This is a genomic window from Rhodoferax lithotrophicus, assembly GCF_019973615.1.
Classification (GTDB): domain Bacteria; phylum Pseudomonadota; class Gammaproteobacteria; order Burkholderiales; family Burkholderiaceae_C; genus Rhodoferax; species Rhodoferax lithotrophicus.
The window spans coordinates 2,537,482-2,563,317 of sequence record NZ_AP024238.1; the positions used below are offsets into that span (position 1 = coordinate 2,537,482).

General features: G+C 54.1%; 26 protein-coding genes. 7 read left to right on the plus strand and 19 right to left on the minus strand.

All coding sequences use genetic code 11. The features are described 5' to 3' along the window. Positions 1 to 37: 37 nt before the first annotated feature. From LDN84_RS23045 to LDN84_RS11785, 8 genes are all read right to left on the minus strand, one after another. Complete coding sequence (locus LDN84_RS23045; protein ID WP_317134794.1) at positions 38 to 841, minus strand: hypothetical protein; 804 nt, start codon at positions 839 to 841, stop codon at positions 38 to 40. Positions 842 to 1,035: 194 nt separating this feature from the next. After that, positions 1,036 to 2,145, minus strand: a complete 1,110-nt coding sequence (locus tag LDN84_RS11755; protein ID WP_223903651.1) for an ATP-binding protein — start codon at positions 2,143 to 2,145, stop codon at positions 1,036 to 1,038. Continuing rightward, entirely contained in the window at positions 2,142 to 2,858 is a 717-nt protein-coding gene (locus LDN84_RS11760) for a response regulator (RefSeq protein ID WP_223903652.1), read from the minus strand. The genes LDN84_RS11755 and LDN84_RS11760 overlap by 4 nt, the downstream gene beginning before the upstream one ends. A 140-nt stretch (positions 2,859 to 2,998) precedes the next feature. Beyond that, positions 2,999 to 3,739, minus strand: coding sequence for an alpha/beta fold hydrolase (locus LDN84_RS11765; protein WP_223903653.1), 741 nt, complete (start codon positions 3,737 to 3,739; stop codon positions 2,999 to 3,001). A 3-nt stretch (positions 3,740 to 3,742) separates the two neighbouring features. Next, complete coding sequence (locus LDN84_RS11770; protein ID WP_223903654.1) at positions 3,743 to 4,915, minus strand: ABC transporter substrate-binding protein; 1,173 nt, start codon at positions 4,913 to 4,915, stop codon at positions 3,743 to 3,745. A 123-nt stretch (positions 4,916 to 5,038) separates the two neighbouring features. Beyond that, positions 5,039 to 6,286 (minus strand): LysR family transcriptional regulator, encoded by a 1,248-nt coding sequence (locus LDN84_RS11775; protein ID WP_223903655.1) that lies wholly within the window; start codon positions 6,284 to 6,286, stop codon positions 5,039 to 5,041. A gap of 69 nt (positions 6,287 to 6,355) precedes the next feature. Beyond that, positions 6,356 to 7,999: a 3-(methylthio)propionyl-CoA ligase gene (locus LDN84_RS11780; RefSeq protein ID WP_223903656.1), complete on the minus strand. Its 1,644-nt coding sequence runs from the start codon at positions 7,997 to 7,999 to the stop codon at positions 6,356 to 6,358. A 98-nt stretch (positions 8,000 to 8,097) separates the two neighbouring features. Next, positions 8,098 to 10,590: a diguanylate cyclase domain-containing protein gene (locus LDN84_RS11785; RefSeq protein ID WP_223903657.1), complete on the minus strand. Its 2,493-nt coding sequence runs from the start codon at positions 10,588 to 10,590 to the stop codon at positions 8,098 to 8,100. A gap of 109 nt (positions 10,591 to 10,699) precedes the next feature. Between LDN84_RS11785 and LDN84_RS11790 the strand changes: the two genes are divergently transcribed. From LDN84_RS11790 to LDN84_RS11810, 5 genes are read left to right on the plus strand one after another with little or no spacing between them, the layout of a single operon-like run. Beyond that, positions 10,700 to 12,199 (plus strand): protein adenylyltransferase SelO, encoded by a 1,500-nt coding sequence (locus tag LDN84_RS11790; protein ID WP_223903658.1) that lies wholly within the window; start codon positions 10,700 to 10,702, stop codon positions 12,197 to 12,199. A 36-nt stretch (positions 12,200 to 12,235) separates the two neighbouring features. Next, entirely contained in the window at positions 12,236 to 12,643 is a 408-nt protein-coding gene (msrB, locus tag LDN84_RS11795) for a peptide-methionine (R)-S-oxide reductase MsrB (RefSeq protein ID WP_223903659.1), read from the plus strand. After that, entirely contained in the window at positions 12,640 to 13,188 is a 549-nt protein-coding gene (locus tag LDN84_RS11800; RefSeq protein ID WP_223903660.1) for a septation protein A, read from the plus strand. Before msrB ends, LDN84_RS11800 begins: the two co-directional genes overlap by 4 nt. Then, entirely contained in the window at positions 13,185 to 13,466 is a 282-nt protein-coding gene (locus tag LDN84_RS11805; protein ID WP_223903661.1) for a BolA family protein, read from the plus strand. Before LDN84_RS11800 ends, LDN84_RS11805 begins: the two co-directional genes overlap by 4 nt. Positions 13,467 to 13,525: 59 nt before the next feature. Continuing rightward, a complete protein-coding gene (locus tag LDN84_RS11810) occupies positions 13,526 to 14,311 on the plus strand; it encodes a peptidylprolyl isomerase (RefSeq protein WP_223903662.1) in 786 nt (261 codons plus the stop codon). Between the two features lie 72 nt (positions 14,312 to 14,383). On the opposite strand, the gene LDN84_RS11815 is transcribed toward LDN84_RS11810, so the two are convergent. From LDN84_RS11815 to LDN84_RS11830, 4 genes are read right to left on the minus strand one after another with little or no spacing between them, the layout of a single operon-like run. Next, positions 14,384 to 16,345, minus strand: a complete 1,962-nt coding sequence (locus LDN84_RS11815; RefSeq protein ID WP_223903663.1) for an acyltransferase family protein — start codon at positions 16,343 to 16,345, stop codon at positions 14,384 to 14,386. Between the two features lie 54 nt (positions 16,346 to 16,399). Then, the gene (locus tag LDN84_RS11820; protein WP_223903664.1) at positions 16,400 to 16,750 is read right to left on the minus strand and encodes a hypothetical protein; all 351 of its coding nucleotides are present in this window, start codon (positions 16,748 to 16,750) and stop codon (positions 16,400 to 16,402) included. A 29-nt stretch (positions 16,751 to 16,779) separates the two neighbouring features. Beyond that, a complete protein-coding gene (gene rlmB / locus LDN84_RS11825) occupies positions 16,780 to 17,562 on the minus strand; it encodes a 23S rRNA (guanosine(2251)-2'-O)-methyltransferase RlmB (protein ID WP_223903665.1) in 783 nt (260 codons plus the stop codon). 30 nt (positions 17,563 to 17,592) lie between these two features. Continuing rightward, positions 17,593 to 18,261, minus strand: coding sequence for an ABC transporter ATP-binding protein (locus LDN84_RS11830; protein ID WP_223903666.1), 669 nt, complete (start codon positions 18,259 to 18,261; stop codon positions 17,593 to 17,595). On the opposite strand from LDN84_RS11830, the gene LDN84_RS11835 reads away from it, so the two are divergent. Both LDN84_RS11835 and mnmH read left to right on the plus strand, forming a co-directional pair. Then, complete coding sequence (locus LDN84_RS11835) at positions 18,260 to 18,937, plus strand: arylesterase (protein ID WP_276572397.1); 678 nt, start codon at positions 18,260 to 18,262, stop codon at positions 18,935 to 18,937. The two genes, LDN84_RS11830 and LDN84_RS11835, sit on opposite strands and share 2 nt — an antisense overlap. Then, complete coding sequence (gene mnmH, locus LDN84_RS11840) at positions 18,934 to 20,016, plus strand: tRNA 2-selenouridine(34) synthase MnmH (protein ID WP_223903667.1); 1,083 nt, start codon at positions 18,934 to 18,936, stop codon at positions 20,014 to 20,016. The genes LDN84_RS11835 and mnmH overlap by 4 nt, the downstream gene beginning before the upstream one ends. 40 nt (positions 20,017 to 20,056) lie before the next feature. On the opposite strand, the gene LDN84_RS11845 is transcribed toward mnmH, so the two are convergent. From LDN84_RS11845 to hflC, 7 genes are all read right to left on the minus strand, one after another. Continuing rightward, positions 20,057 to 20,221 carry a hypothetical protein gene (locus tag LDN84_RS11845; protein ID WP_223903668.1) on the minus strand — a complete coding sequence of 55 codons (165 nt, stop codon included), beginning with the start codon at positions 20,219 to 20,221 and terminating at the stop codon, positions 20,057 to 20,059. An 88-nt stretch (positions 20,222 to 20,309) separates the two neighbouring features. Then, the gene (locus LDN84_RS11850; RefSeq protein ID WP_223903669.1) at positions 20,310 to 21,515 is read right to left on the minus strand and encodes a PLP-dependent transferase; all 1,206 of its coding nucleotides are present in this window, start codon (positions 21,513 to 21,515) and stop codon (positions 20,310 to 20,312) included. Between the two features lie 18 nt (positions 21,516 to 21,533). Then, the gene (locus tag LDN84_RS11855; protein WP_223903670.1) at positions 21,534 to 22,058 is read right to left on the minus strand and encodes a phosphoribosyltransferase; all 525 of its coding nucleotides are present in this window, start codon (positions 22,056 to 22,058) and stop codon (positions 21,534 to 21,536) included. A gap of 71 nt (positions 22,059 to 22,129) precedes the next feature. Beyond that, positions 22,130 to 23,506 carry an adenylosuccinate synthase gene (locus tag LDN84_RS11860; protein ID WP_223903671.1) on the minus strand — a complete coding sequence of 459 codons (1,377 nt, stop codon included), beginning with the start codon at positions 23,504 to 23,506 and terminating at the stop codon, positions 22,130 to 22,132. Positions 23,507 to 23,531: 25 nt separating this feature from the next. Further along, positions 23,532 to 24,680 (minus strand): ATP phosphoribosyltransferase regulatory subunit, encoded by a 1,149-nt coding sequence (locus LDN84_RS11865; protein ID WP_223903672.1) that lies wholly within the window; start codon positions 24,678 to 24,680, stop codon positions 23,532 to 23,534. Between the two features lie 56 nt (positions 24,681 to 24,736). Continuing rightward, positions 24,737 to 24,925 (minus strand): DUF2065 domain-containing protein, encoded by a 189-nt coding sequence (locus tag LDN84_RS11870; protein WP_223903673.1) that lies wholly within the window; start codon positions 24,923 to 24,925, stop codon positions 24,737 to 24,739. Between the two features lie 12 nt (positions 24,926 to 24,937). Beyond that, positions 24,938 to 25,834 (minus strand): protease modulator HflC, encoded by an 897-nt coding sequence (hflC, locus tag LDN84_RS11875; RefSeq protein ID WP_223903674.1) that lies wholly within the window; start codon positions 25,832 to 25,834, stop codon positions 24,938 to 24,940. Positions 25,835 to 25,836 lie beyond the last annotated feature (2 nt).

Genomic DNA, 25,836 nt, shown 5'->3' on the forward strand with positions numbered 1-25,836 from the left:
ACATACAAAAATGACCTGTACATCAGGTTGAATGTGCTCAGGCAGCTATTTTTTTGCAGTGTGATTTATTCCTGCTTTTGCACGTCTTTGGCTGTGGATCATTGAATTTCTTGAAATCAAAAAAGGCATCTCGCCTGCGCTGGCGTGCAAACGTTGCGCTGATGTCGCTCAGCGTATGGCCCGTATTGACTTGGCCCACACCTGCGCCGTTGAAGGTGTAGGTGGGCGTGATGGGGTTGGCAACAGCCAGGTACACCTTCTGCGCCAGATTCATGGCGGCAGCATCGACGGTGCTATCGCCATTGGTGGATGGGGTGCGCAACGTATTGAGTGTGGCCAGCACAATGATGGCAATGGCGATCAGGGTGCTTTGGGTGCGGTGCACCACCACTTTGTCAATGATGGCCTGGGTGAACAGGGGCAGACCCAAGGCCAGCAGTTGCAGCAGCAGACTGGCCCACAACACGTCGCGCCAGACTTTGCGGTGTTTGAGCAGCTCTGGCACAAACCATTTGAAGTCAAAGGCAGGGTTTGTCTTGGAGCTGCCCAGGGCTGGTTGGTCGGGGTCTTGCGTGTTGGCCGCGACCCAGGTGACTTCTGTGGCATTGGCTTGCATCAGCAGGCCGAGCTCTGGCTGGGCGTTCATCAGCAAGATCAGGGGGGCTGGTGCGTCGGCCAGTTCGCTGGCGGGTAGATCCATCAGTTTGGCCTCAAAGCCCAGAGCCCAGGCCAGAGCAGTTGGTGAAATGGATGAAGCTGGAAAAGCTGCCGCGGCAGCTGAATCAATGCTGGCCGATGCCAGATGGATGGTGTTGGTGTGGCCGTTGTGGCTCGTTGTCATTGCGCCCTACTCCCTGTAAGCATGTGTAACACCGTCTTTGCGGTGTTCAGTGCGGAGAATACTAGCGAGGTAACAACTCAGCCAGAAGCCAATAACCTCTTGTTACAAATTAGCGTCAACTGATGGGAAAAAACAAACACACCAGCAGTAATGATGATTGGCAAATCACTGCTGCGGCCTGCCCACAGACATGACTACACCCGCGGCAAAACCAGCTCGGCGCGCAAGCCACCCTGCTGGCGGTTGCTGAGCACAATGTCACCACCGTCACGCTGGGCCAGTTCACGCGCCAGTGCCAGCCCGAGCCCATGACCTGCGCGGGCATGGGTCGGACTCAGCCGAACCCAGGGCTGAAACGCTTTGTCCATGTGTTCAGGCGCGATACCTGGGCCATCGTCATCCACCACCATGTGCACCTGCTGCCCGTGCAAGCTCACACTCAGGTGAGCACACACGCCATAACGCAACGCATTGCTGACTAGGTTGTCCACAATGCGGCGCAACGCGGCCGGGTGCACACGCACCCGAACGGGTGGTGCGTCTTGCATCGTCACAGGCAGGTGTTGCTCCGCCATGTCGTCGGTCACCGATTGCATCAGGGCAGTGAGATCAATCACCCGCGCATCACCGCCTTCCTGCTGCTCACGCAGCACCGCCAGTGCGCCTTCAATCATGCTGTTCATCTCCTGGATGTCACCCACCGCAGACTGCACCATGGGGGCCGGCATGGCATCCAGGCGCAAGCGCAACCGTGTTAATGGCGTGCGCAAATCATGTGACAACGCCGCCATCTGCAAACCCCGCGCATCAAACTGAGCCTGTAGCCGACTGGCCATGTGGTTAAACACCCGTGCGGTTCGGCGCACCTCGCGCGTGCCCGCGTTTTCATCCAGCACCGGAGGTGGCCGATGCGGGTGCAGACCCTCAGCCAGGGTATCGGCCGCAGCAGCCAGACGGCGCATGGGAGCCGACAACCAGTAGGCTCCCAACAAGGCCCCCAAACCGATCACCAGAAACCGCAACCCATAGTCGAGCCAGAGGGCATGGGCGGGCAAAGCGGGCAGTTGACCCGCTGCGGGCTGGCCTACTGTCAGGGGGTTGCCGGGGGGCAAGGAGGGAATGGCTGGCCAATGAGGCGCGGGGCCGGCCCCAATGGCCGGGCCTGGCCCGCCAATAAACCCAGGCGGCATGGCAAACTCTGAATGGGTGACGGTCAGAAAAGCCACCAGGTGGCTCACCGCCAGAGATAACCACATGAGCAAGAACAAGCGCACAAACAAGGTGTCAAAGCGTCTCAGGTTCATGGTTTGGCACCCGTATCAAAGAGATAGCCGGCCCCCCGAGCGGTGCGTATGAGTGGACGCTCCAGATGTCCATCGTCGCCCAATTTGGCGCGCAGGCGAGACACCGTCAAGTCAATGCTGCGGTCATTCACCACCACGCCTGGCGCACGTGTCAGATCCAGTAACTGGTCGCGGCTGAGCACCCGCCCGGGATGATCCACAAATGCGGACAACAAACGGTATTCCGCCGCCGACAGCGCCACCATGGTGCCGTCGGCGGCCACCATCTCGTGGCGCAAGCGGTCAAACTCCCAGCCCGCAAAACGCACCACCGGGCGGCTGTGTGGTGCTGCGCCCCCGCCACGCCGCAACACGGCTTTGATGCGGGCCACCAGCTCGCGCGGCTCAAAGGGCTTGGGCAAATAGTCATCGGCCCCGAGTTCCAAGCCCACCACCCGCGAGGCGGGGTCCCCCTGAGCGGTCAGCATGATCACCGACATGGCCGGGTAAGTGCGTTTGGCCCACAGGCACAAGCTCAGGCCATCGTCATCGGGCAGCATCAAGTCCAGCAACAACACATCTGCCTGATGACATACCAGCCAGGCCCGCAGGCTGGCTCCATCGGGTACGGCATCGACTTGCATACGGTGCTTGCTCAGGTAACCCAGTAACAGGGTTCGGATGTCGGCATCATCGTCAACAACAAGAACGCGAAAGGTCTCGGTAGAAGGCATCATGGGGGGCGACGATAGCAGAAATGACCGTTTGCAGAACTGTGTCAAAACGGACACCAAACGCCTATGTCGCAGACACATTCAACCGGCCAATTTCCACCTTATGGCCCGCATGCCAGCGCCTGTAAATCTGGCCCCATTCAGATGGAACTACCCAGGTCGGATCCATCGCGTAGCCAGCGCGACAGGCTTTGCGCCACGGCCTCGGGTTGCTCCATGGGGGTCATGTGCCCGGCATCGGCCACCACATCCAGCACCGCATGGGGAGCCAGCGCACGCATGGCCTCATGCTGGGCCGGGGGTGACCAGCTGTCTTGGGCACCACACAACAAAAGTGTCGGCAGTGTGAGTGTGCGCAGCACGTCGGACGCATCGGGTCGGGCCAGCAGGGCTTCAATCTGGCAGGCAAACACGTCGGCACTTTTGTGTGCAAACATACCGACGATGGCCTCAATCAACACCACATCCATCAAGCGGTCCGGGTGCACCATGCCTTGCACCCAGGTCTGGGCCATGGCCCGTACGCCCTGGGTTTGAGCGATGTGCAGCAAGGCGTGGCGCTTGCTGGCCTCTTGTGCACCAGCTTCACCGCCGGGGCGTGGCAGGTGGCCGGTGTCCAGCAAGGCCAGGCGGGTGACACGCTGCGGTGCCAATCGAACCACTTCCAGTGCCACCCGCCCCCCCATGGAGTGGCCTGCAAGTGCAAACCGATCAGCGGGTGCTTGCTGCAAAACCAGTTGCGCCATGGCAGTGAGGCTGTTGTTCAGACCATAGTCCGGTACCCATGGGGTGTGACGGGTAGGTAATTGTGGGTAAAGCGGCATCCAGACATCCGCATCACACATCAGCCCAGGCAGCAAAATCAGCGTCGATGAAGTCATGGTTTATTTACCTGCCTTTGCGGGGTCTTTCACGGCGGTGAAGGTTTGTATTTCGGTGTTCCAGAGCTGTCCACCCATCTTCTCGACTTTGCGCACATAGATGTTGTGCACCACGTCACGGGTCTGCGGGTCGATGCTGACCGGGCCCCGCGGGCTCTCGAAAGACTGCCCTTTCATGGCTTGCAACAGTGCGTCCTTGCCGGCACCCTGGGTGGCTTTGGCCGCCTCATAAATCACACGCATGCCGTCATAAGCCCCCACCGCCATGAAGTTGGGACGCATGCCTGCGTTGGCCTTGCCAAAGGCTTCGACAAAACGTTTATTCAGGGCCGAGTTGTGCGCCGCTGAGTAATGGTGGGCGGTGACCACTCCCAGCGCCACATCCCCCATACTGCCCAGAATGTCATCATCGGTCACGCTGCCTTCGGCAATCACCCGGATACCGGCCTTGTCCATACCACGCTCGGAAAACTGCTTCATCAACGCCAACCCCACACCGGCTGGTACAAAGGTGAACAGGGCATCAGGCTTGGCATCCCGCACTTTTTGCAGGAAAGGTGCGAAGTCCGGGCTGCGCAAGGGCACCCGCAGGGATTCCATCACCTGCCCACCCTGTGCCACAAAGCGCTGGCTGAAATAGGCCTCTGAGTCAACACCCGGAGCATAGTCACTCACCAGGGTGACCACCTTGTGGATGTCGTTTTTGCTGGCCCAGTCGGCCAGAATGGTCACTACCTGCGGCACCGTGAAGCTGGTGCGCACAATGTAGGGCGAGGCCTCGGTGATGCTGGAGGTGGCCGCTGCCATCACCACCATCGGTGTTTTGGATTGTGTGGCAATCGGGGCCGCCGTCACGGCCAGAGGGGTGAGCCCGAAGCCTGCCAGCACCTGGACCTTGTCGTTCACCACCAGTTCTTGCGCCAGGCGCTTGCTGATATCGGGCACGCCGGTGTCGTCTTTCACGATCAGCTGCACTTTTTTGCCTGCCACGGTGTCGCCGTTTTGCGCCATATACAAACGTGCTGCCGCCTCCATCTGCTTGCCTGTTGAGGCAAAAGGCCCGGTCAAAGGCAGTAACAAACCGATTTTGAAGCTGTTGTCTTGCGCCCAGGCGGTACCCAAGCCTACGGCCAGTGTAGTAGCCGCCAGCGTACGGATGAAGTTTCGCTTATGCATGTTTTGTCTCCAGGTGTTGTAGGCGTTGGTGCCAAAGCCGCTACGGGCTGTTGTACAACCGGCAGTGTGCAATCTTCCAGAGAAAGCGTCCAATGCAATGACTTGCTGATTAATGCAATCTGCTTATACGAGCGTCAAACCATCAAGCGTTTGCCCGACTTGCCGCAAGATGTTTTGCCACTGTGCGGCAGCTGGTGTGGGCAAGTAACCGCTGCGCCACATGGCACCAATCCGGCGACGGGTGTGCTGCACCGGCAACGGCAGTTCGGTAAGCAGTCCCGCAGCCACTTCGCGCGCAACCTGCCGCGGCGACATCAGGGCCAGCCGGTCACTGTTGCAAAGCATGGCCTGCATCATCAACGCACTGTTGGCACGCACCTGCTGGGCCGGTGGTGCAAGGCCAGCGGCATTCAGCATTTGCGTAAACGCCAGCTCTGCCGGGGTGTTGGGCATGGGCATGACCCATTGGGCGGTGTGTAATGCGGGCCAATCCAACCCGTGGCGCACCGCCAGCGGGTGCCCGGCGCGGGCGATGACCGCCAGCCGATCCTCAAACAGCAGCTCTTGCATCACATCTGTCGCCGGTAACTGGCTGCGTAGCGCACCCACAATGCAGTCCAGCTTGGCATGGCGCAGCTGGGTCACCAACGCGTCAAACGTGCCGTCAATCACTACCACCCGTACCTCGGGCTGATGCCTCAGCAGTTGCTCCACAGCAGGTGCCAGCAACATGGTGGTGGAAAACGGCAGCGTGCCAATCACCAACTGCCCTTGCATGGCCAGCCCTGGCGTGGGCCATTCTTCGGTGGCTTGGCGCAGCTCTGCCTGCACCAGATGGCAGGCCAGCAGCAAGCTTTCACCCGCATCGTCCAGGCGCATGCCTGAACGGGAGCGGATGAATAAGCGGCTGCCGGTCATGTGTTCAAGTTGCTGGAGCGACTGGTGTACAGCCGACTGGCTTATCCCCAGCAGTAGCGCGGCCCGCCCCTCGCTACCCGTATCAACCAAGGCTTGCAGCACCTGCAGGTGGCGTGCGGTCACCCCTAAAGCCAGCGGACTGCCATGCCAGGCGGGGACGGCATGGCGCGTGCGGTGCCGGTCGGCATCCGCCAGATACTGCAAGGCCCGCGTGACACGCAAGGCCAATTGGTCACCCTGCGCTGTGGGAGACATGCCCCGCCCGCTGCGCTCAAACAGCCGGCAGGACAACTGGTTTTCAAGCTGCACTACGGCACGTGTCACCGAAGACTGAGCCACATGCAACAGAGCCGCGGCTCGCTGGCTACTGCCCGCTTGTGTAACCGCAGCCAGGGCACGTAGCAGACGCAAGTGTGGCAGCAGGTTCACACAAGCATCGGCAGGGAAAGACATGGGTGCAGCACGAAACGCTCAAAAACGCGCCCAATCCGCGCGTATTCAAGCGTTGCAGCCGCCCGCCGCTTAGCGCAGATCGGGAAGTTGATAGTCTTTGAGCACTTCACGCAACTTGGTCTTTTGCATTTTTCCGGTAGCGCCCATCGGGATGCCCTCTAAAAACACCACATCGTCAGGAATCTGCCACTTGGCAGTTTTGCCCTCGTAGAACTTCAGCAATTCTTCGCGTGATACCTCGGCACCAGGTTTTTTCACTACCGCAACAATCGGGCGCTCATCCCATTTGGGGTGTGCGATGCCAATACACGCGGCCATGGCAATCGCCGGGTGCGCCACCGCAATGTTTTCAATGTCGATGGAGCTGATCCACTCTCCGCCCGACTTGATCACGTCCTTGCTGCGATCAGTGATTTGCATGTAGCCATCGGCATCAATGGTGGCCACGTCGCCTGTAGGAAACCAGCCGTCCACCAGTGGCTTGATCGCCTCGGCATCCCCTGTACCCTGAAAGTATTCACGTACCACCCAGGGGCCCTTGACCATCAGGTCACCATAGGTTTTGCCATCCCAAGGCAACTCGTCGCCGCTGCCATTGACAATTTTCATATCAACACCGTAGATGGCCCGCCCTTGTTTCAGACGTACCTTCATTTTTTCATCTTCGGACAAGGCAAGGTGTTTGTTTTTCAGAGTGCACAAAGTTCCCAGCGGACTTATTTCGGTCATGCCCCAGGCATGCAACACTTCCACACCATACTTGTCGTTGAAGGCGGTGATCATGGCGGGTGGGCAGGCCGAGCCCCCTATCACCGTGCGCTTGAGGCTGGAGAAACGCAGTCCATTGGGCTCCATGTGGCCCAGCAGCATCTGCCAGATGGTGGGTACACCCGCGGCATAGCTGACCTGCTCCAACTCGATCAGCTCGTAAATGGATTTGCCATCCATGCCTGGCCCTGGGAACACCAGCTTGGCTCCAGTGAGTGCAGCAGAATAGGGAATACCCCAGGCGTTGACGTGAAACATGGGCACCACAGGCAGGATCGAATCACGTGCCGAAAGGCACATCACGTCCGGCAGAGCAGCTGCATACGCATGCAGCACAGTGGAACGATGGCTGTACAGCGCGGCTTTGGGGTTACCGGTGGTGCCGCTGGTGTAACACATGCTTGACGCAGTGTTTTCATCCAGCTCGGGCCAGGTGTAACTCGTGGGCTGTATAGCCAACAAGGCCTCATAACTCAACAGATTGGGAATACCGGTGTCGGCGGGCACTTTGTCTGCATCACATAGTGCCACCCAATGTTTCACACTGGGGCATTTGCTGTGAATGGCTTTGACAATAGGCAAAAACGTCATGTCAAAACATACCATTTGGTCTTGTGCATGCTTCATCACCCACGCAATTTGCTCCGGAGCCATACGCGGGTTGACGGTGTGCAGTACCCGGCCCGAGCCACTGACACCAAAATACATCTCCAGATGGCGATAACCGTTCCAAGCAATCGAGGCGACACGTTCACCTTGTTGCAAGCCAAACGTATCCAGCATGCCTGCCAATTGACGCGAACGCTGAGCCGCTTCTTTGTAGGTGTAGCGGTGGATATCCCCCTCTACCCGACGCGAGACGATTTCACCTTCGCCATGATGGCGTTCGGCAAATTCAATCAGGGACGAAATTGAGAGTTGTTGGTTTTGCATCAAACCGAGCATGAGTGTCTCCTCTTCGGGGTGTTAAATAAAACGCATCGTAATACCAAAAAAACCAAGTCAATGGCCATCAGTCACTTAGGTGACGGCATTGAGCCGCACTAAACAGGCTTGGTAAACAGATGGAAAAATTCCCGGTCAGCCAGTAGCAAATGACCTGCAATCAAATCAGCTGCCATGAATTTGACCCATCGTCCTTCCGTGTCAGCAAGTGGTGTACTCTCGTTGAGTTCTTGATACAGACAACGAGCCTGCGCCAACAGTGCTTGATGTTTTTGCGCGTGGGCTGCCCAACGCTCAAATCCAAGCTCTTGCAAGATTTTTTCTTCATGCGCAAAGTGATCCTCTACATGCGTGAACAGAGCCTGGTAAGCACGGTCAAATTCCTGGGGGTGTTGATGACGTAAAGCCACCTGATCAAGCAAAGTGTTGGCCAGTTCAAACATCATTTCATGCTCTTGATCAATTTGTGGATTGCCACTGCTGAAAGCAGCTTTCCAGCGCAAGTGCACATAAGAGGATGTCGCAGGCTCCACAGGTGCAGTTTCAGTCTCGGCAAGTGATGGCTGGAACAGGTATACCGCGTTACGGCCACTTTTTTTGACCTTGTACATGGCTTCATCACCCAAGCGCATCAATTCTTTTTCATCTGCGCCATGGTCTGGGTACATCGCAACCCCAATGCTTGAGGAAATATTCAAGACAGCCGCCTGGTCAGTCACAAACTCTTGCTCCAACGAGCTGCGAATTTTCTCAGCCACCATCATGGCCTGATCACTATCGAGCAAATCGGGCAGCAAGACTACAAATTCATCACCCCCCATACGCGCGGCGGTATCGGACTCACGCAAGCAGCGTAGGATACGCTGCGCCACTGTTTGCAACAGCCAGTCACCCACTTCGTGCCCCAATTCGTCGTTGATCGGCTTGAATTTGTCCAGGTCAATGAACAACAATGCCAAGTGTTTATGGGTACGGCGCGCACGTGCCATTTGTTGCGTGAGTCGCTCCAGAGCCAGGCGGCGGTTAGGCAGATGTGTGAGCGTGTCGTAAAAAGCCAGCGCGCGCACCTGGTTTTGCATCTGAACCCGCTCGGTGATGTCTTGTTGTGCGACGACCGCCCCTTTCTGCGAACCACGTACCAACGGTGTCACACTCATGCTGAACCAGCGTTGCCTGTGCGGTGTATGACAAGGGTATTCCACATAAAACTGCGGCAAGTGGCCATCCAAAACTGCACGAATACCTTGGTGCGCCTGCAACGCTTCCGTGTTGCCTGGCTCAAAATCTGACAGCTCGCGAGCAGCCAGATAGTTGGCACCGACACCTGTATGCGACGGGTTTTGCACCAGTTCAGATGCTGTGTTTTCGAGCGCGAATCGCTCCCAGGCTTCGTTAACCGCCAAAATCACGCCATCCTGATCCAGCACTGCGATTTCGGCCGTCATGGAGTTCAGTACGGCTTGTTTGAAGAGTTCACTTTCATGCAGCACTTTTTGCTGCTGGCCCAAGGTTTCGAGCAAGCGGTTAAATCCGCCAACCAATTGCCCGACCTCGTCCTGGCGAACAACTGGCAAGGCTTGTGGAGCCTGGTTACGACGCACATAACCATCCAGAATGTTGACCGCCGTCAGCATGGGGGTGAGTTCACGGCGCAACATCAGCCAAATCAGCACACCACACAGCAAAAGCGTTACAAAAGCAGCTGGCCAAATCCGCCAACGCAAGGTTTTGATCATGGCAAAAGCCTCGTCAGTCGGCAACGTGACAGTGGCATACCAATGCGCCAAGGGAATTTGCTGAACGCTTACCAAAACCTCCTCACCATGCGGATTAACAAGCTGGGTAGTCCCTTCAAACCCCTGCACAAAGCTATCCACACATTGACTCACCCCAGCATCAGGCAATACCTCCAGTAAGCGCGACTGGTCCGAGGTGGCAAAAATAAGTCTCTGGGCTGATTCGACCAAGAATAAGTGACCACTCTTGCCGTAGTCGAGTTTGATGATGTCGGTTAAAAAATTAGTCTGATCCAGGCGAATCACACCGGCAATCGCTCCGACGATGGCTCCTTGGGTATTGCGAATCGGCACAGCCACGGCAAAAGCACGTATTTGAGCTTCACCGTAAGGGCGCACCCCACTGATCAGGGTACGTCCCTCATTCAAAACAGTTGCCAACTCCGATTTATTCAAACCCAGGGCTGGAAATTCTGGCTGGGAATACTGCACATTGGCTTGCAAGATACCTTGCTTGTCCCAAACCCTCAGCCCGGCATTAAAGAAGCCTGCCATAAAAAGATGCTCCTGCAAGGACGCATGGAAGGCTGCAGGATTGCTTACAAACGTTGTTCCTGCACGTTTGATCACCAAATCTAATGCATCCAGCCGAGTTTGAAGGTTGCGATTAATCTCATAGACCCATAAATTCAGGGCTGATCGTTGTTGTTCACCCGCAAAAAGCCTGATTTCATCACGTAAAAATACCCGGTTTGAAAAAAAAGCCAGGGTCCAAAAACACAACATCACAATCAGCAACGTCATCAACGTAACGCGGGTTTTGAGCGACTGCGGCTGTAAGTCAGGCTTTGACATGAAATAGGTCACTGGCGAAATAGAGCCGCCATGTTAAGTGAATAGGTGAAGATTGTTTCTCATGCCCCTGTAAACCATGGGTTTGACCATCCAGCGAGACAATTCACCCATGAATACAGACCGCTCCTCCCCTCAATTGGTCCAGACGGATTTGGCCTGGCATAACCGATTTCATCAGTTGGGCCCAGATTTTTTCACCCCACTGGCCCCTCAAGCACTGACAGAACCGTATTGGGTGGGCCGATCTGAAGCTGTTGCCAACCTGTTGGGACTTCAACCATCCCTGTTGTACACCGAGGATCTGCTACAGGCCCTGGCTGGTAATTGGCCCATCACAGGCACGCAGCCACTTGCAAGTGTCTACAGTGGCCACCAGTTTGGCAGCTGGGCTGGGCAACTGGGTGATGGTAGAGCAATTTTGCTGGGCGAAACCAATGGCTTTGAGGTGCAGCTCAAGGGCTCGGGCCTGACACCCTATTCCCGGATGGGTGATGGCCGCGCCGTATTGCGCAGCAGCATTCGCGAGTTTGTGTGTTCTGAGGCCATGCACGGCTTGGGTATACCGACGACGCGGGCCTTGTGCGTCACGGGTTCCGACGATCAGGTATGGCGAGAAACACCGGAAACCGCTGCGGTAGTGACGCGTATAGCCCCGAGTTTTATCCGTTTTGGACACTTTGAACACTTTGCCGCACGTCAGCAACTGTCCCCACTGAGAAAATTGGCCGACTATGTGATTGAACGGTATTACCCGGCGTGTTTGACACCAAGCACACAGTCGGGCAACGCCTATGCCAAACTGCTGCAAAGCGTAACGGAGCGCACTGCCGTGATGGTGGCGCACTGGCAATCGGTTGGCTTCTGCCATGGCGTGATGAACACCGACAACATGAGCATACTTGGCCTGACCATGGACTTTGGTCCGTTTCAATTCATGGATGCCTTTGATCCTGGCCATATCTGCAACCACTCCGACCATGGTGGTCGTTATGCGTTTGATCAGCAACCCGACATTGCCCACTGGAACCTGTACGCACTGGGTCAAGCCTTGATGCCACTCATTGCGGATCAGGCTCAGGCTCTGGCAGCCCTTGGCACATTCAAGCCCACTTTTAAACACCAGTTTCATCAGCTGATGTGCGCCAAGTTGGGGCTCATGGATGTAGCCTCACAAACATCAGACCCTACATTAGCCGACCAGCAACTGATAACCGAGCTGCTTCAATTGCTGGCAATTGACAGGGTGGACTACACCTTGTTCTGGCGACGCTTAAGCCAAGCCGTGGCGAGCCAGCACTTTGAAGCAGTACGCGATCTGTTTCTTGACCGACCGATGTTTGACCACTGGTTACTACAATACAAAGAGCGCTTGATGCTTATAAATAAAGAGCTACAAGCCGATTTAATGCTTAAATCAAACCCTAAATTTGTACTGCGGAACTATCTGGGTGAAAAAGCGATCCAAGCCGCAAAAACCAAAGACTTCTCAGTGGTTGCTGATTTATTGAAAGTTTTGCAGCATCCGTTCGACGAACATCCAGCCTTTGAGAGTTGGGCCGGTTCGCCGCCTGACTGGGCGGCCAGCATTGCCATCAGTTGTAGTTCCTGATCAGATCATTTTTTGCACACCTCACCGGAGTTAACCATGCCTTTTCCCATCACCAAAACAGACGCTGAGTGGCAAGCTCTGCTGGCGGACAAGTGTGCTGAACCTGGTGCCTTTCAGGTCACCCGGCATGCCGCTACTGAACGCCCGTTCACCGGCAAATACGAGGCCCACTGGGCCGATGGCAGCTACCACTGCATCTGCTGCGGCAACACGCTGTTTGACGCTGCAGCCAAGTTCAACGCGCACTGCGGCTGGCCAAGTTTCTCGCAGGCTGTGCCGGGGGCCATCACTGAAATCACCGACCGCAGCCACGGCATGACCCGGGTGGAAACGGTGTGCAGCCAATGTGGAGCCCATCTTGGCCATGTGTTTGATGATGGCCCGACCGCCACCGGCCTGCGCTATTGCATGAACTCAGCTTCGTTAAACTTCACCCCTACATGAAAATACTGATCGACTTTTTCCCCATCCTGCTGTTTTTTGGCGCGTACAAGATGTACGACATCTACATCGGCACCGGCGTGCTGATGGCGGCTACCGTGCTGCAAATGGCGCTGATCTACGGCATCGACCGCAAGCTGCAAATGATGCACAAGGTCACGCTGGCGCTGGTGCTGGTGTTTGGCACGCTCACGCTGGTGCTGCATGATGACCGCTTCATCAAATGGAAACCCACTGTGCTGTACGCCGCCATGGCCATTGCGCTGGCCGTAGCGGTGTGGGTGTACAAAAAGAACTTTTTGAAAATGCTGCTGGGCAGCCAGCTGACCCTGCCAGAACCGGTGTGGATGCGGCTGAACGTCTGGTGGGTTGGCTACACCGCCTTCATGGCCCTGATCAACGCCTATGTGGCGGCCTACTACAGCACCGAGGCCTGGGTGAACTTCAAGCTCTGGGGCTATGCCTTCCCGCTGGTGTTCATTGTCGGCCAAGGGTTTTACATTTCGCGCTATTTGGTATCTGACGAACCCAAAGCGCCCACGCCATGAACACACCTGAACCTACCGCAGCCTTGCTGCACCAACGCTTGCAGCAAGCATTGCAACCCACACGGCTGGAAGTGATTGACGAGAGCCATCAGCACAGCGGCCATGCCGGGGCCAACAGTTCGGGTGTGGGCAGCCATTTCAGAGTGCGCATCACGGCCGGGGCTTTTGTCGGCAAGACCCCAGTGGCACGACATCGGCTTGTGTATGATGCGCTCCAAGATTTCATGGATCAAGGCCTGCACGCGTTGGCCATTGAAGCCCAAACACCCACGGCTTGACGGCTTCGGGCAGAAACCCCAACCCACTCTTTTTTATTTTTGAACTGCAGGAAATTTGCATGAAAAACAAACTTGTCTCCAATATTGCCTTAGTTGCCCTGATGGGTAGCCTGTCTGCAGCGGCACTTGCTCAAAACGTGGCCGTTGTGAATGGCAAAGCTGTTCCGATGGCCCGCGTGGAGGCTCTGAGCCAACAAGTGGCACGCTCTGGTCGTCAAGTCACTCCCGAGATGCAACAACAAATCAAGGACGAAGTGATTGCCCGTGAAGTATTCATCCAGGAAGCTCAAAAAATGGGACTGGACACCTCTGAAGACTTCAAAACCCAAATGGAACTGGCCCGCCAAACCATTTTGATCCGCGAGCTGTTCACCAATTACCAAAAGACCCACGCCGTGACGGATGATGAGATCAAAGCGGAATACGACAAGTTTGTCGCAGCCAACAGCGGCAAGGAATACCGTGCCCGCCATATTCTGGTTGAAAAAGAGTCTGAAGCCAAGGCCATCGTTGCCCAACTCAAAAAAGGTGGCAAGTTTGATGAGATCGCTAAAAAATCCAGCAAAGACCCAGGCTCCGGTGCCAAGGGTGGTGACCTGGACTGGGCACCTGCTGGCAACTACGTGGCTGAATTTGCCACGGCTTTGACCACACTCAAAAAAGGTCAATTGACCGACACTCCGGTGAAATCACAATTTGGTTACCACGTGATACGCCTGGACGACGTGCGTGATGCCCAGTTGCCCAAGCTGGAAGATGTCAAGCCCCAAGTGTCACAACAACTGCAACAGCAAAAACTGGCTCAATACCAGAACGAACTGCGCAGCAAAGCCAAAGTTGAATAAATCTTCTTTCTTGACTTTGTATTAAAAAACGCGGCTGATGGCCGCGTTTTTTTTTCATGATTTTTCCACTACCTACGGTAGCGTAGAGCACGTTGCCACCCTTGCTGAGTTCAACGCTGACAGTGCCACTTGTATCGGTTGCGTAAATTGCAAGCTAGCTTGCTGGGATAGATGTGAGACATCCCTGAAATTAGCTTCACCCCCTTGCGCCAGACGACAAACTTTATCGTCACACAAGCTGCCGATAGGGTCAAGCAACACCACTTGGCCCCGACATACTTGATCTGCCAGTTCAACACGTAATCTGGTGCGTATGGCCAAGGCATTGGCTTGACTGCTCAATGGTATGGTGAGTTTGTCAATGGCATGCCCGGCCTTGAGTTGCTGCACGGACCAGTTTTGAGGCACATCCATACCGGGCTCGGGCAAGGGACCAATCAAGAGCACTCTTTTCCCGTGTCTTGCTAATTGCTGGACCAGTGCCACCGTACGATTAAAACTGGCATCCGAACTCCACAAGCGTCCAAGTACCACGGTGTGAATCGACGGCGTTTGGACCAGCAAGGTGTTGACCTCATCGTTAAACCCGGCACAGGTCTGGGCAATGGACTCCGGCAGGCCCGTAACTTGACCAGGCAGTGTGGCACGACAACCACTCTGGGTGGCGATCAAACCGCCCTGCCCTAGTGCCAAGGCAGCATCAGTCAACGCTGAAAGGTATTGATTGGCGTGTGAGTCGCCCCATAACAACAACTGCGGATGGGCACTTGAACCCGCTCCAAAATGGCAGAACGGCTCTGGTGCGTCCTTGGTCGAATCACCACGGCGGAAACACTCGTCACGCGGGGTATTGAAAAATACTGCGGCAGAAGCCCGTTGCACATAATCCGGTAAACGCTGTGGTACCCCACGGGTTTTGATGACCAATACCCCAAACAGTAGCACCAGCAGCCACACGGTGAGCACGCCACCTAATAATCGACGGGCCGTCCACCAACCAGTTCGTAAGCGGGTGGGCTGCTCTACCCAACGCCAACTCAATACGGCCAATACTAAGGACAAAGCCACCAGCTCGAGCAGCATCCCGCGGGTCAGATCACCCGAAGGACTTTGCACATATTGGCGAGCAAATACCAATACTGGCCAGTGCCACAGGTAAAACGAATACGACACATCACCCAGGCGTTGTAACGGCCAACTGCGCCAGATACGGGCGGTGACAGGTGCATCACCCGCAGCCATCCACAGCACGGCCGCCCCCACAGGAAGCAGTGTCCAAGGCCCCGGCCAGTTCATGGCTGGAGAAAGCCCGGCAAAACTTCCCAGCAAGAGCAGCAAGGCCAACGCCGAGGCCGGGCTACACCAGCGCGGATGCTTCCAGACGGGTCTCCAAGCCCCCAGCAGACAGCCCGATAAAAATTCCCAGGCGCGCGTCAGCAAACCATAAAACGCATCCGCCGGATGAGTTTGCCCAGCCCACAAAGCCCAGAGCAGCGAAGCCAGCCAAAGCAGCCCCAGAACAAGCCTGAGATGCTGCCGCGCCCAACGCCACACCAGCGCCATCAGCACCGGCAAGACCGCATAAAACTGCCCTTCGACCGACAGCGACCAGGTGTGTAACAAAGGCTTGGCATGGGCGGCCAGATCAAAATAGCCCTGCTCACCGGTAAAGGCCAGATTCGACAAGAAAAACAAGGCTGCCATGACATGGCGGGTGCTTTTCAAATAGTCATAAGGCAGCACAAACCACCAGCCCCAGAGCAAACAGGCCGCACACATCACCGCCAATGCCGGGAAGATGCGTCGAAGTCGGGCCCGGAAAAATCCGGCAAATGAAAAATGACCCCGCTGGTGTGCAGCCAGAATATGCGAGCCAATCAGAAAACCCGAGATGACAAAAAAAACGTCCACTCCGGCAAAACCACCTTGCGCCCCCGGCATGCCGTAATGGTAGGCCACCACGGCCAACACGGCAAAGGCCCGCAGGGCATTGATGTCGGGCCGGAAGTCAGCCGCCTGAACCAGGTCTTTCATGTTTTGGCACAGGCCAGGAAAGCATTTTTTGATCCCCAATCACCCCAACACATGTCAGTGCGGATTTTCAAAAAACAGGTAGTTGGAAGCGTAGTCGCTGATCTCGAAATAGACCTTCTTCTCGCCCGGATCAGCCATGAAATTGAGGTTTTCGTCCATGATGCCGTAGCCAAAGCGGTACGGGCGCGGCAAGTTGTCTTGCGTGCCCATGGCGGTGGAGAGTTTGTCGATTTTGATAAAGCGCCGCACCACTTTGTCACCGGCATAAAACTCCAGCACACCGTTGGTACCCGTCCAGTTCTGAATGTCACGGCTGATCTTGTTTTGTTGCTCCTGGGTACAACTTGTTAAAAGAAAAATGGCTGTAGCGCTTGTTAATAAAGCACGAGTAGCTCTTAATTTCATAGCTAATTCTCCTTGAGTGGACGGTAAGCTTACGCGGGCTGGGCCGCAGAGCGCTGGCGCAGCGCCTCATACAGACAGACACCACTGGCCACTGAAACATTCAGGCTTTCAACCGCACCACGCATCGGAATACTCACCAGCTGGTCACAGGTTTTGGCGGTGAGTGCACGCATGCCGTCACCTTCAGCCCCCAACACCAGCGCCACCGGGCCCTTGAGGTCAACTTGGTAAAGCGTCTGGCTGGCTTGATCGCTGGTGCCAATCACCCAAATGTTGCGCTCCTTGAGCTCGTTCAAGGTACGTGCCAGATTGGTCACCATGAAATACGGCACGGTTTCTGCCGCACCACTGGCCACTTTGGCCACCGTGGCATTGATGCCGACCGCATGGTCTTTGGGGGCAATCACGGCGTGTGCGCCGGCACCGTCGGCCACACGCAAACAGGCACCCAGGTTATGCGGGTCGGTCACACCATCGAGCACCAAAATCAGCGGCTGGATGCGTTCTGCCAGCGGCACATCGAGGTTGGCGGCTTCCAGGTTTTCCAGCAGCTCATCGAGCGAATGCACCTGGGTGATGGCTTGTACCCGGGCGACAACACCCTGGTGGCCATGGCTGCCACACAGGCGGGCCAGCCGCACGCCATCAGCCTCCTGAATGCGCACTCCAGCCTCCTGCACACGCTCCACAAACTGGCGCATGCGGGCATCACGACGGCTGGGGTCAATAAAAATTTCAAGAATGGATTGGGGCGCGGTTTTCAGCCGCACACCCACGGCATGAAAGCCGAACAGGTTTTTTGAGGTAGACATGCCCCGATTATCGGGGGTGAGCTGCTCAAGTCAGACGATGCATCCCGCCTCAATCGTGATGGCACGTTGACAGCGTGCAGCGATGGCCCGGTCATGGGTCACCAAAACCAGGGTCGTACCAAGTTCGCGGTTCAGCTCAAACATCAACTCCATAATTTTCTCGCCCGTTGCAAAGTCCAAACTGCCCGTAGGCTCATCAGCCAGCAACAACGCTGGTTGAACTACAAAGGCTCGCGCCAACGCCACGCGCTGCTGCTCTCCTCCCGAGAGCACTTTAGGGTAATGCCCAAGACGCTGTGCCAGACCCACGCGGGCAAGCATATCGGTTGCGCTTTGGCGAGCATCGCGTCGCCCTGCCAATTCCAACGGCAGCATCACGTTTTCAAGTGCTGTCAAATTGCCCAGCAATTGAAAACTTTGAAACACAAAACCAACTTTTTCCGCTCTTTGCGCTGCACGCTGATCCTCTGTCATGGCAAACATGTCTTGACCAGCCAAACGAACCGTGCCTCGACTAGGTGTATCCAGACCTGCAATGATCGACAGTAAAGTGCTTTTACCGGAACCAGACGCACCGACAATAGCCACTGTTTCCTTAAGTGCTAAGGCAAAATCAATATCACGCAAAATGTCGAGCGAACCGGTGGAGTCGGTCACACTTTTGAACACATGCTCTACCGAAATAATGTAATCAGACATGAATTCCTTTAATGAAAACCAGCAAGTTAATCGACGTCACTTTATCGCGACGAGCGTTATACCCATGCTTGTAGGGTTGAACCCCGTCGCTTTTGGTGCCACCAATTCAGGAAAACAGGCACGCAGCATCCTGATACTGGGTGATTCTTTGAGTGCCGAGTATGGGCTCAAACGTGGCAGCGGCTGGGTTGCTTTGCTGGAGAAAAAACTTACGGCTGAAAAAATATCTGCAACGGTGATCAACGCCAGTATCAGTGGCGACACCACGTCTGGTGGTCGCTCTCGATTGCCTGCACTACTGACTCAGCATCAACCTACTTTAGTAGTGATTGAATTAGGCGGTAATGATGCCCTGCGCGGCCTGCCTCTGGCATTAACCCAGGACAACCTGACCTCGATGACACATGCTGCGCAGCAAGCCAAGGCTCGCGTATTGCTGCTGGGCATGCAGGTCCCTCCCAACTATGGGCATCGTTATGCTGAAGATTTTGCTGAAATGTATGTAAAAACCGCCCAGACAAACCATGCAGCATTGCTCCCCTTCTTCCTCAAAGGTATTGCCGATGTGCCGGATAGTCTGAAATGGTTTCAGGCTGATCGCATTCACCCCAAAGAAGAAGCCCATCCGATCATCCTGAATAACGTCTGGCCCCAAATTAAAAAAGGTCTGCAATGAGCCTGACTCCTCTATCTGCCAGCGAGCTGATTGCTCATCTGACCGAGTTCGACACCATCATCGATGCCCGAAGCGAAGCCGAATACGCACTGGATCACTTACCCAACGCGATTAACTGGCCCACATTGAATAATCAGGAACGGATTGAAATAGGCACACTTTATAAACAGGTCAATCCGTTTGAAGCGCGCAAGCGCGGTGGATTCATGGCTGCACGCAACATCGCAACACACATTGAACGTCACGTGTTGGACAAGCCCCGCGATTGGAAGCCTCTTGCCTATTGCTGGCGTGGCGGGCAGCGCAGTGGCTCACTGTCACTGGTTTTGAGTCAGATTGGATTTCGTGTCACCTTACTCGAAGGCGGTTACAAGGCTTTTCGCGCTGCATTGGTAGAAGACACAGCCCAACAAGTGGCCCGGCTGAATTTCAAAGTGATTTGCGGCCCAACGGGCAGTGGTAAAACCCGCTTTCTGCATGCCTTGTCTGAACAAGATGCACAAGTACTTGATCTAGAGGATCTGGCCAAACATCGAAGTTCTGTGCTTGGTGCCATTCCCGGACTGGAACAGCCCACTCAGAAACGGTTCGAGACTCTTATCTGGGACAAACTGCGCCACTTTAAATCCGACAAAATTGTGTTTGTGGAAAGCGAAAGCAAAAAGGTTGGTAATCTGAGTGTGCCGCTCAGCCTGATGGAGAAAATACGCAACAGCCCATGCCTGAATCTTCAGTTGAATGACGAGGAGCGGGTGGCATTGCTGTTGGAAGACTACAGTCACATGGTCTGCGATGTGTCCTATTTTTGTGAACGCCTGGCTGTATTGATCCCGCTGAAAGGCCGGGCTGTGGTTGAAGCCTGGCAGAAGCTTGCGCGTGCCGGACAATTTGTTCCGGTCGTGATGGACCTTCTCCAACAGCACTATGACCCTGCCTACTTGCAGTCCATGCAACGCAACTTTGCTCAATTCACCCAAATGCGGATGCTGACTCCCGACAACCGCTCAGTCCAGGCCATGCATAAATTGGCAAGTTGCTTGTTGAGCAAACAAGGGATTGGCGAACCAGACCACGTATAGCAAGCGGCCCTTGAATATCTGCGATTAAACGTCGGATGGTTTAATCAGAACCCGTAACAACCGACGACTCCTCTGCTGTTGGAGGGATATCGCCTGTACCCTCACCCACTTTTCGTTGGGCTTTTTCTTTGAGTTTTTCTTCTTTTTTCTTCTTTTTCGCCAGTTCTTTTTGACGTTTTTCGTAGCCGTAATTAGGTGTTGCCAAGGTATGCTTTCAAGTTAAGACTACGATTTTACCCGGCAAGACACTCGGTTCCTTGAGACCCAACTAAAGTAGCCAATGATCGCTGCGCTTAGCGTAAGGTTGACAAAGCCTTTGACAAATCAGCCTGTAAATCTGAAGAGGATTCCAATCCAATTGAAAAACGTACCAAAATGCCCCGCTGCAAATAGCTTGGCCAAGTTGGACGCATGTTGGCAAGCTCATACGGCACGACCAAACTGATCGGGCCACCCCAGCTATAGCCGATTTTGAACAGCTGCAAAGCATTGCAGAAAACATCTACCTGCGCCTGGCTGAACTCAGGTTTAAAAATAACGCTGAACAAGCCAGCTGCACCACCTGCGTCATTGCGACACAGTGTTTGCCAATAAATATGACCAGGGGAATTGAGCAAGGCTGGATGCAACACTTGGGCAAATTCATGGCGTTGCTCACACCAAAGTGCCAACTCACGGGTAGTTTCGTCATGCGCACGGTAACGCAAGGTCATACTGGGCAAAGAGCGCAGCACCAGCTCAGCATCATTCGCACCAACACCTAAACCGAGCCGCATGTGGCAAAGCTTGAGTTTCATGTGCAACGACTCATCCTGCGTGATGACACTTCCCATAAGCACATCACCGCCCCCACTGGGGTATTTGGTCAAAGCATGGATAGAAATATCCACGGACAAGGGCTGTTGTGTACCCGGCACTAGATCAAACGGCTTGAAAGCCAGTCCAGCTCCCCAAGTGTTGTCTAGTGCGCAGTACACCCCTGCAGCCTTACACTGACGGACCTGTTCACACAGATCCGGGAATTCCAGTGTGACAGAGCCTGCGGCCTCCAGCCATACCAACTTGGTGTTGGATGTGATCTTGTCGGCCAAATCGGCAGGATTCATAGGATCAAAATACCTATGCGTGATGCCCCAATGCATTAACTCGCTTTCGGCTAAAGCTTTGGACGGGCCATACGCGTTGTCAGGAATCAAGACCTCGTCTCCCGATTTGAGCAACGCTAAAGCCACGGTAGCAATGGCAGCCAAACCGCTGGGGACCAACAAACATTGTCGCCCCCCCTCCAATACACACAAGCGCTCTTCCAGCATGTAGGTGGTTGGTGTACCGTGCAGGCCGTAGGTGTAAGCGGTTTTGTCCTTCCAATCAAACTCACGCATGGCCGCCACATTTGGAAAGAACACCGTAGAGGCCTTGAAAACCCCAGGTTGTGGCGCAGCAAAACCAGCTGGCGGTTGATACGGATGGTGGATCAGTGAGGTAATTGAGTCAGTCATGAGTTGGAATATCGAAATTCAAACACTCCATTTGGAGAGCAGCTGCTGCGGGCGCAGACTGTCATAACTTTCAAAAGGCTGGTGAATCCAAGGGTTTGTAGGCAAGAAATCCACACAATAATCCGGCAAAAAAGTTGATACGGCTTTGGTCCAGATGACCGCACTGCGTAACTCAGTGATAGGTTGGTAGTTGTTTTTCAACTGCCGGATTACAGCATTGAGCGTGTGACCAGAATCAGCCAAATCATCCACCAGCAGCACTCTGCCAGCGATTTCACCTTTAGGGGTGGTGATGTAATGAGCAATGTCAAGATTACCTTGTACCGTACCGGCTTCCGAGCGATACGAACTAGTGGACATGATCGCCAGCGGTTTGTCGAACACGCGCGAAAGAATGTCTCCTGGACGCATGCCACCCCGCGCCAGACACAAAATATTATCAAACTCCCAACCGGACTGAAAAATCTTGATCGCCAATTTTTCGATCAGATTATGGTATTCGTCATAACTCACATACAAATGCTTGCCGTCTTCTGTCAACATTAGAGTACTCCTGAATGAATAGCTACTAGTGCAGACTTATCAAGCACTAGAGGTCAAATTAGTCAATAACTTTAATCTGCCAAAAAAGGATGGCGCATCATGATGGTGTGATCACGATCAGGACTGGTGGAAATCACATGAATCGGCACGCCTGTGACTTGTTCGATCCGCTGTAAATACAAACGTGCAGCTGTCGGCAATTTATCGTAATGAGTGACACCCACAGTGCTGTCGCTCCAACCCTCAAGTGTTTCATAAATAGGTTTGCAACGCGCAATGTCATCTGCTCCCATCGGCAAAATGTCTGTCACTGCGCCATCAAGTTCATATCCGGTGCAGAGCTTGAGTTCCTGCAAACCGTCGAGCACATCCAGCTTGGTGATACACAAGCCGGTCAGACCATTCACCTGGGCACTTCGTTTGAGCAACGCCGCATCAAACCAGCCACAACGACGACTGCGTCCTGTGGTGACTCCCTTTTCTGCACCAACTGTACTCATGTGCCAACCGGGTGTACCTTGGACTTCCCATTCAAGCTCGGTTGGGAACGGACCGCCGCCAACGCGAGTGCAATAGGCTTTTGTGATACCTAAAATATAGTGCAGCAAATTTGGGCCCACACCAGCACCAGCTGCAGCGTTACCCGCCACACAATTGCTGGATGTCACAAAGGGGTAGGTACCATGATCTACGTCAAGCAGAGTACCTTGTGCTCCCTCAAACAGCAGATTTTCACCCTTAATGTGTGCATCATTAAGCTCGCGTGACACATCGGCCATCATTGGCTTTAGTAATTCCGCATGACGCATGGCTTCGTCATACACAGCCTGAAACTGGACTTCACCGTCAAGCATATAGGGTGCCAGCGTAGGTCCAAAGTCAAACGCTTTAGATCCTAAAAATGTGGTTAAAACATGGTTATGCAGGTCCAACAAACCGTGCAGTTTGCTGGCAAAACGCTCTGGGAACTTGAGGTCTTGCACACGCAAGGCCCGGCGGGCAATTTTATCTTCGTAGGCTGGACCAATACCGCGTCCCGTTGTGCCTATTTTCTCACTTCCACCCTGCTCACGAGCAGCTTCGCGCGCCACATCCAAGGCAGCATGAAATGGCAAAATCAAGGGACAGGCCTCACTGATGCGCAAACGCGAGCGCACATCCACACCCACTTTTTCCAATCCAGCAATTTCTTCAAACAATTTGGCGGCAGATAACACGACACCGTTGCCGATATAGCACTTCACCCCTGGGCGCATGATTCCGCTCGGAATCAGATGCAAGGCTGTTTTCACACCGTTGATCACCAAGGTATGGCCAGCGTTGTGCCCACCCTGAAAGCGAACCACACCTTGCGCACTCTCAGTGAGCCAATCTACCAACTTGCCTTTGCCTTCATCACCCCACTGGGTGCCTACAACGACTACGTTACGACCTTTGATTGCATTCATTTTCTTGCTTCGCTTTGATGTTTCATTAAACCGACTGCACAACCCACTGATCCGCTACCTTGATCAATTCACGGTCACACAAAAATTCGTCCACTTCATTTTCATGCCCTGGCAACACACAAACCACAATCTCGCCACGCGAACGCAATGCAGCTATAGCCGTGTTCAACTGACCATCATCACGCCACGGTGCACGAATGGCTGCTTGTAACGACCTGGGCCTGACAACACGTACCAAGGCCTTCAAATCCAGGCTAAAACCTGCCGCCGGGCGATTGCGACCAAACACTGCACCCACTTGATCGTAACGACCACCACGGACAAGCGCATCACTTGCCCCATGTGCATAAATGGCAAAACGTACGCCTGTGTAGTATGCATAACCACGTGAATCGGCCAAATCAAACGTCAACTTAGCACCTTGCAAATGATCAGCCAAACACTGCAAATTTTGCAGCGACTCATGTACACCAGGCAAGGCCGGAATGACTTTTCTAGCTTCTTTCAAAACCGTTTGGTCACCATACAACCCAACCAAGGCAAGTAGACCTTGACGAACATCTTGGGGGAAATCCTTGGCAAGATTTTTTAGTTCAGCACTATCTTTAGCTGCCAAAGCCGAATGTAACTGGCTCATCTGAAGCTGAGTCAACGAAACACCCGCCAATAAAGCCTTTAGCAACCGTGCATCTGCTAGGTCGATACTAGGATCAGCCAGTTGCGCTGCACGCAAATTATCCAGAGCGAGAGACAAAATTTCGATGTCAGCTTCAAGTCCCGCATGACCATAAATCTCAGCACCAAATTGCATGGGTTCACGAGTAGCATGCGGCGCACTTGGGAGTGTATGAAGCACGGGCCCACAGTAACACAAGCGAGTCACTCCGGCGCGATTTAACAAATGGGCATCGATTCTTGCAACCTGCGGCGTGCTGTCAGCACGCAAGCCCAACATGCGCCCTGATAATTGATCAACAAGTTTGAAAGTTTGAAGATCAAGAGCCTCTCCGGCCCCGGACAACAGAGACTCAAGGTGCTCAAGCAATGGCGGCATAACCAACTCATAGCCATAGCAACGAGCCATGTCCAGCAAGTCTCGACGTAATTCTTCGATGTGCCGTGCTTCAGACGGCAAGACATCGGCAATGTGATCCGGTAGGACCCAAGCAGACATGTGATTTTGGAAGGCTGTTAAAACCGTGATTTTACCGGGCTAAATCGTAGTTTCAGTCAAACAACCGACCAAATCAACACCAACCCAAATAACAAACTAGCCAATCCAAAAAAACGCAGTTGACCATCTGATAATTGCAAAATTTGGACAAATGTCCTCCGCCAAGTAGCTGGTGAAATAAAGGGCATAAACCCTTCGATTACCAGCACCAAAGCCATGGCAGTCCAGAAAGTGGTGCTATCCAAGGATATTCCTGTTTATTTTTTGACAGGCAATAGCGCCCCACCACGCATGGATTTAAAAAACTCAGAGCTGGAAGGATCGAGCACCATGACATCACTTTTTTTATTGAACGCGGCTTTGTAAGCATCCAGACTGCGATAAAACTGGGCAAACTGAGGATCTCGACCAAAAGATTCTGCATATAGTCTGGATGCCTCTGCATCACCTTCACCCTTGATTTTTTGTGCATCGCGGTAAGCATTGGCCACCGTAATTTCCCTCTGACGATCCGCGTCAGCGCGAATTTTTTCACCTTCAGCAGCACCGGTTGAACGCAGTTCATTGGCGACACGTTTTCGCTCTGCTTCCATTCGACGATAGACCGACTCTGTAATGGCATCCACGTAGTCCACTCTGGTGATGCGAACATCAATCACATCCACACCCCAAGGTTTTACACCACGAACCTGTGAAAGAACTTCGTTTTTAACATCATCCATCAGCTGCTCGCGCTTGGCTGAAAGCAACTCTTTTACTGTCCGTTTGTTGATTTCCTCTTGGAACGCATTACGTACCACACGATTGAGTTGGTTGGCACCTTCCGCCTCGGACGTGCCGACGTTGCGTATGTACTCTGTTGGTTCAGAAATGCGCCAACGTACGTACCAGTCAATAACCACACGCTGCTTTTCTGCAGTAAGAACAGGTTCATTATCAGTACTGTCAAGTGTTAATAAGCGTTTATCAATGTAAGACACATTTTGGAAAGGGGGCGGAAGTTTGAAGTTCAAACCTGGCTCAGTAATCACATCCTTAATTTGCCCAAATGCAAAGACTACGCCAAATTGGCGTTGATCCACCACAAATAAGGTAGAACTGGCAATAGCCAGAAAGAAAAGGATGCTTGAAAAAATAAATCCCAGCCGATTCATAC

Coding starts and splice junctions, on each gene's coding strand:
- LDN84_RS23045 (WP_317134794.1), bottom strand. CDS start 841: ATGACAACGAGCCACAACGGCCACACCAACACCATCCATCTGGCATCG.
- LDN84_RS11755 (WP_223903651.1), bottom strand. CDS start 2,145: ATGAACCTGAGACGCTTTGACACCTTGTTTGTGCGCTTGTTCTTGCTC.
- LDN84_RS11760 (WP_223903652.1), bottom strand. CDS start 2,858: ATGCCTTCTACCGAGACCTTTCGCGTTCTTGTTGTTGACGATGATGCC.
- LDN84_RS11765 (WP_223903653.1), bottom strand. CDS start 3,739: ATGACTTCATCGACGCTGATTTTGCTGCCTGGGCTGATGTGTGATGCG.
- LDN84_RS11770 (WP_223903654.1), bottom strand. CDS start 4,915: ATGCATAAGCGAAACTTCATCCGTACGCTGGCGGCTACTACACTGGCC.
- LDN84_RS11775 (WP_223903655.1), bottom strand. CDS start 6,286: ATGTCTTTCCCTGCCGATGCTTGTGTGAACCTGCTGCCACACTTGCGT.
- LDN84_RS11780 (WP_223903656.1), bottom strand. CDS start 7,999: ATGCTCGGTTTGATGCAAAACCAACAACTCTCAATTTCGTCCCTGATT.
- LDN84_RS11785 (WP_223903657.1), bottom strand. CDS start 10,590: ATGTCAAAGCCTGACTTACAGCCGCAGTCGCTCAAAACCCGCGTTACG.
- LDN84_RS11790 (WP_223903658.1), top strand. CDS start 10,700: ATGAATACAGACCGCTCCTCCCCTCAATTGGTCCAGACGGATTTGGCC.
- msrB (WP_223903659.1), top strand. CDS start 12,236: ATGCCTTTTCCCATCACCAAAACAGACGCTGAGTGGCAAGCTCTGCTG.
- LDN84_RS11800 (WP_223903660.1), top strand. CDS start 12,640: ATGAAAATACTGATCGACTTTTTCCCCATCCTGCTGTTTTTTGGCGCG.
- LDN84_RS11805 (WP_223903661.1), top strand. CDS start 13,185: ATGAACACACCTGAACCTACCGCAGCCTTGCTGCACCAACGCTTGCAG.
- LDN84_RS11810 (WP_223903662.1), top strand. CDS start 13,526: ATGAAAAACAAACTTGTCTCCAATATTGCCTTAGTTGCCCTGATGGGT.
- LDN84_RS11815 (WP_223903663.1), bottom strand. CDS start 16,345: ATGAAAGACCTGGTTCAGGCGGCTGACTTCCGGCCCGACATCAATGCC.
- LDN84_RS11820 (WP_223903664.1), bottom strand. CDS start 16,750: ATGAAATTAAGAGCTACTCGTGCTTTATTAACAAGCGCTACAGCCATT.
- rlmB (WP_223903665.1), bottom strand. CDS start 17,562: ATGTCTACCTCAAAAAACCTGTTCGGCTTTCATGCCGTGGGTGTGCGG.
- LDN84_RS11835 (WP_276572397.1), top strand. CDS start 18,260: ATGAATTCCTTTAATGAAAACCAGCAAGTTAATCGACGTCACTTTATC.
- LDN84_RS11830 (WP_223903666.1), bottom strand. CDS start 18,261: ATGTCTGATTACATTATTTCGGTAGAGCATGTGTTCAAAAGTGTGACC.
- mnmH (WP_223903667.1), top strand. CDS start 18,934: ATGAGCCTGACTCCTCTATCTGCCAGCGAGCTGATTGCTCATCTGACC.
- LDN84_RS11850 (WP_223903669.1), bottom strand. CDS start 21,515: ATGACTGACTCAATTACCTCACTGATCCACCATCCGTATCAACCGCCA.
- LDN84_RS11855 (WP_223903670.1), bottom strand. CDS start 22,058: ATGTTGACAGAAGACGGCAAGCATTTGTATGTGAGTTATGACGAATAC.
- LDN84_RS11860 (WP_223903671.1), bottom strand. CDS start 23,506: ATGAATGCAATCAAAGGTCGTAACGTAGTCGTTGTAGGCACCCAGTGG.
- LDN84_RS11865 (WP_223903672.1), bottom strand. CDS start 24,680: ATGTCTGCTTGGGTCCTACCGGATCACATTGCCGATGTCTTGCCGTCT.
- hflC (WP_223903674.1), bottom strand. CDS start 25,834: ATGAATCGGCTGGGATTTATTTTTTCAAGCATCCTTTTCTTTCTGGCT.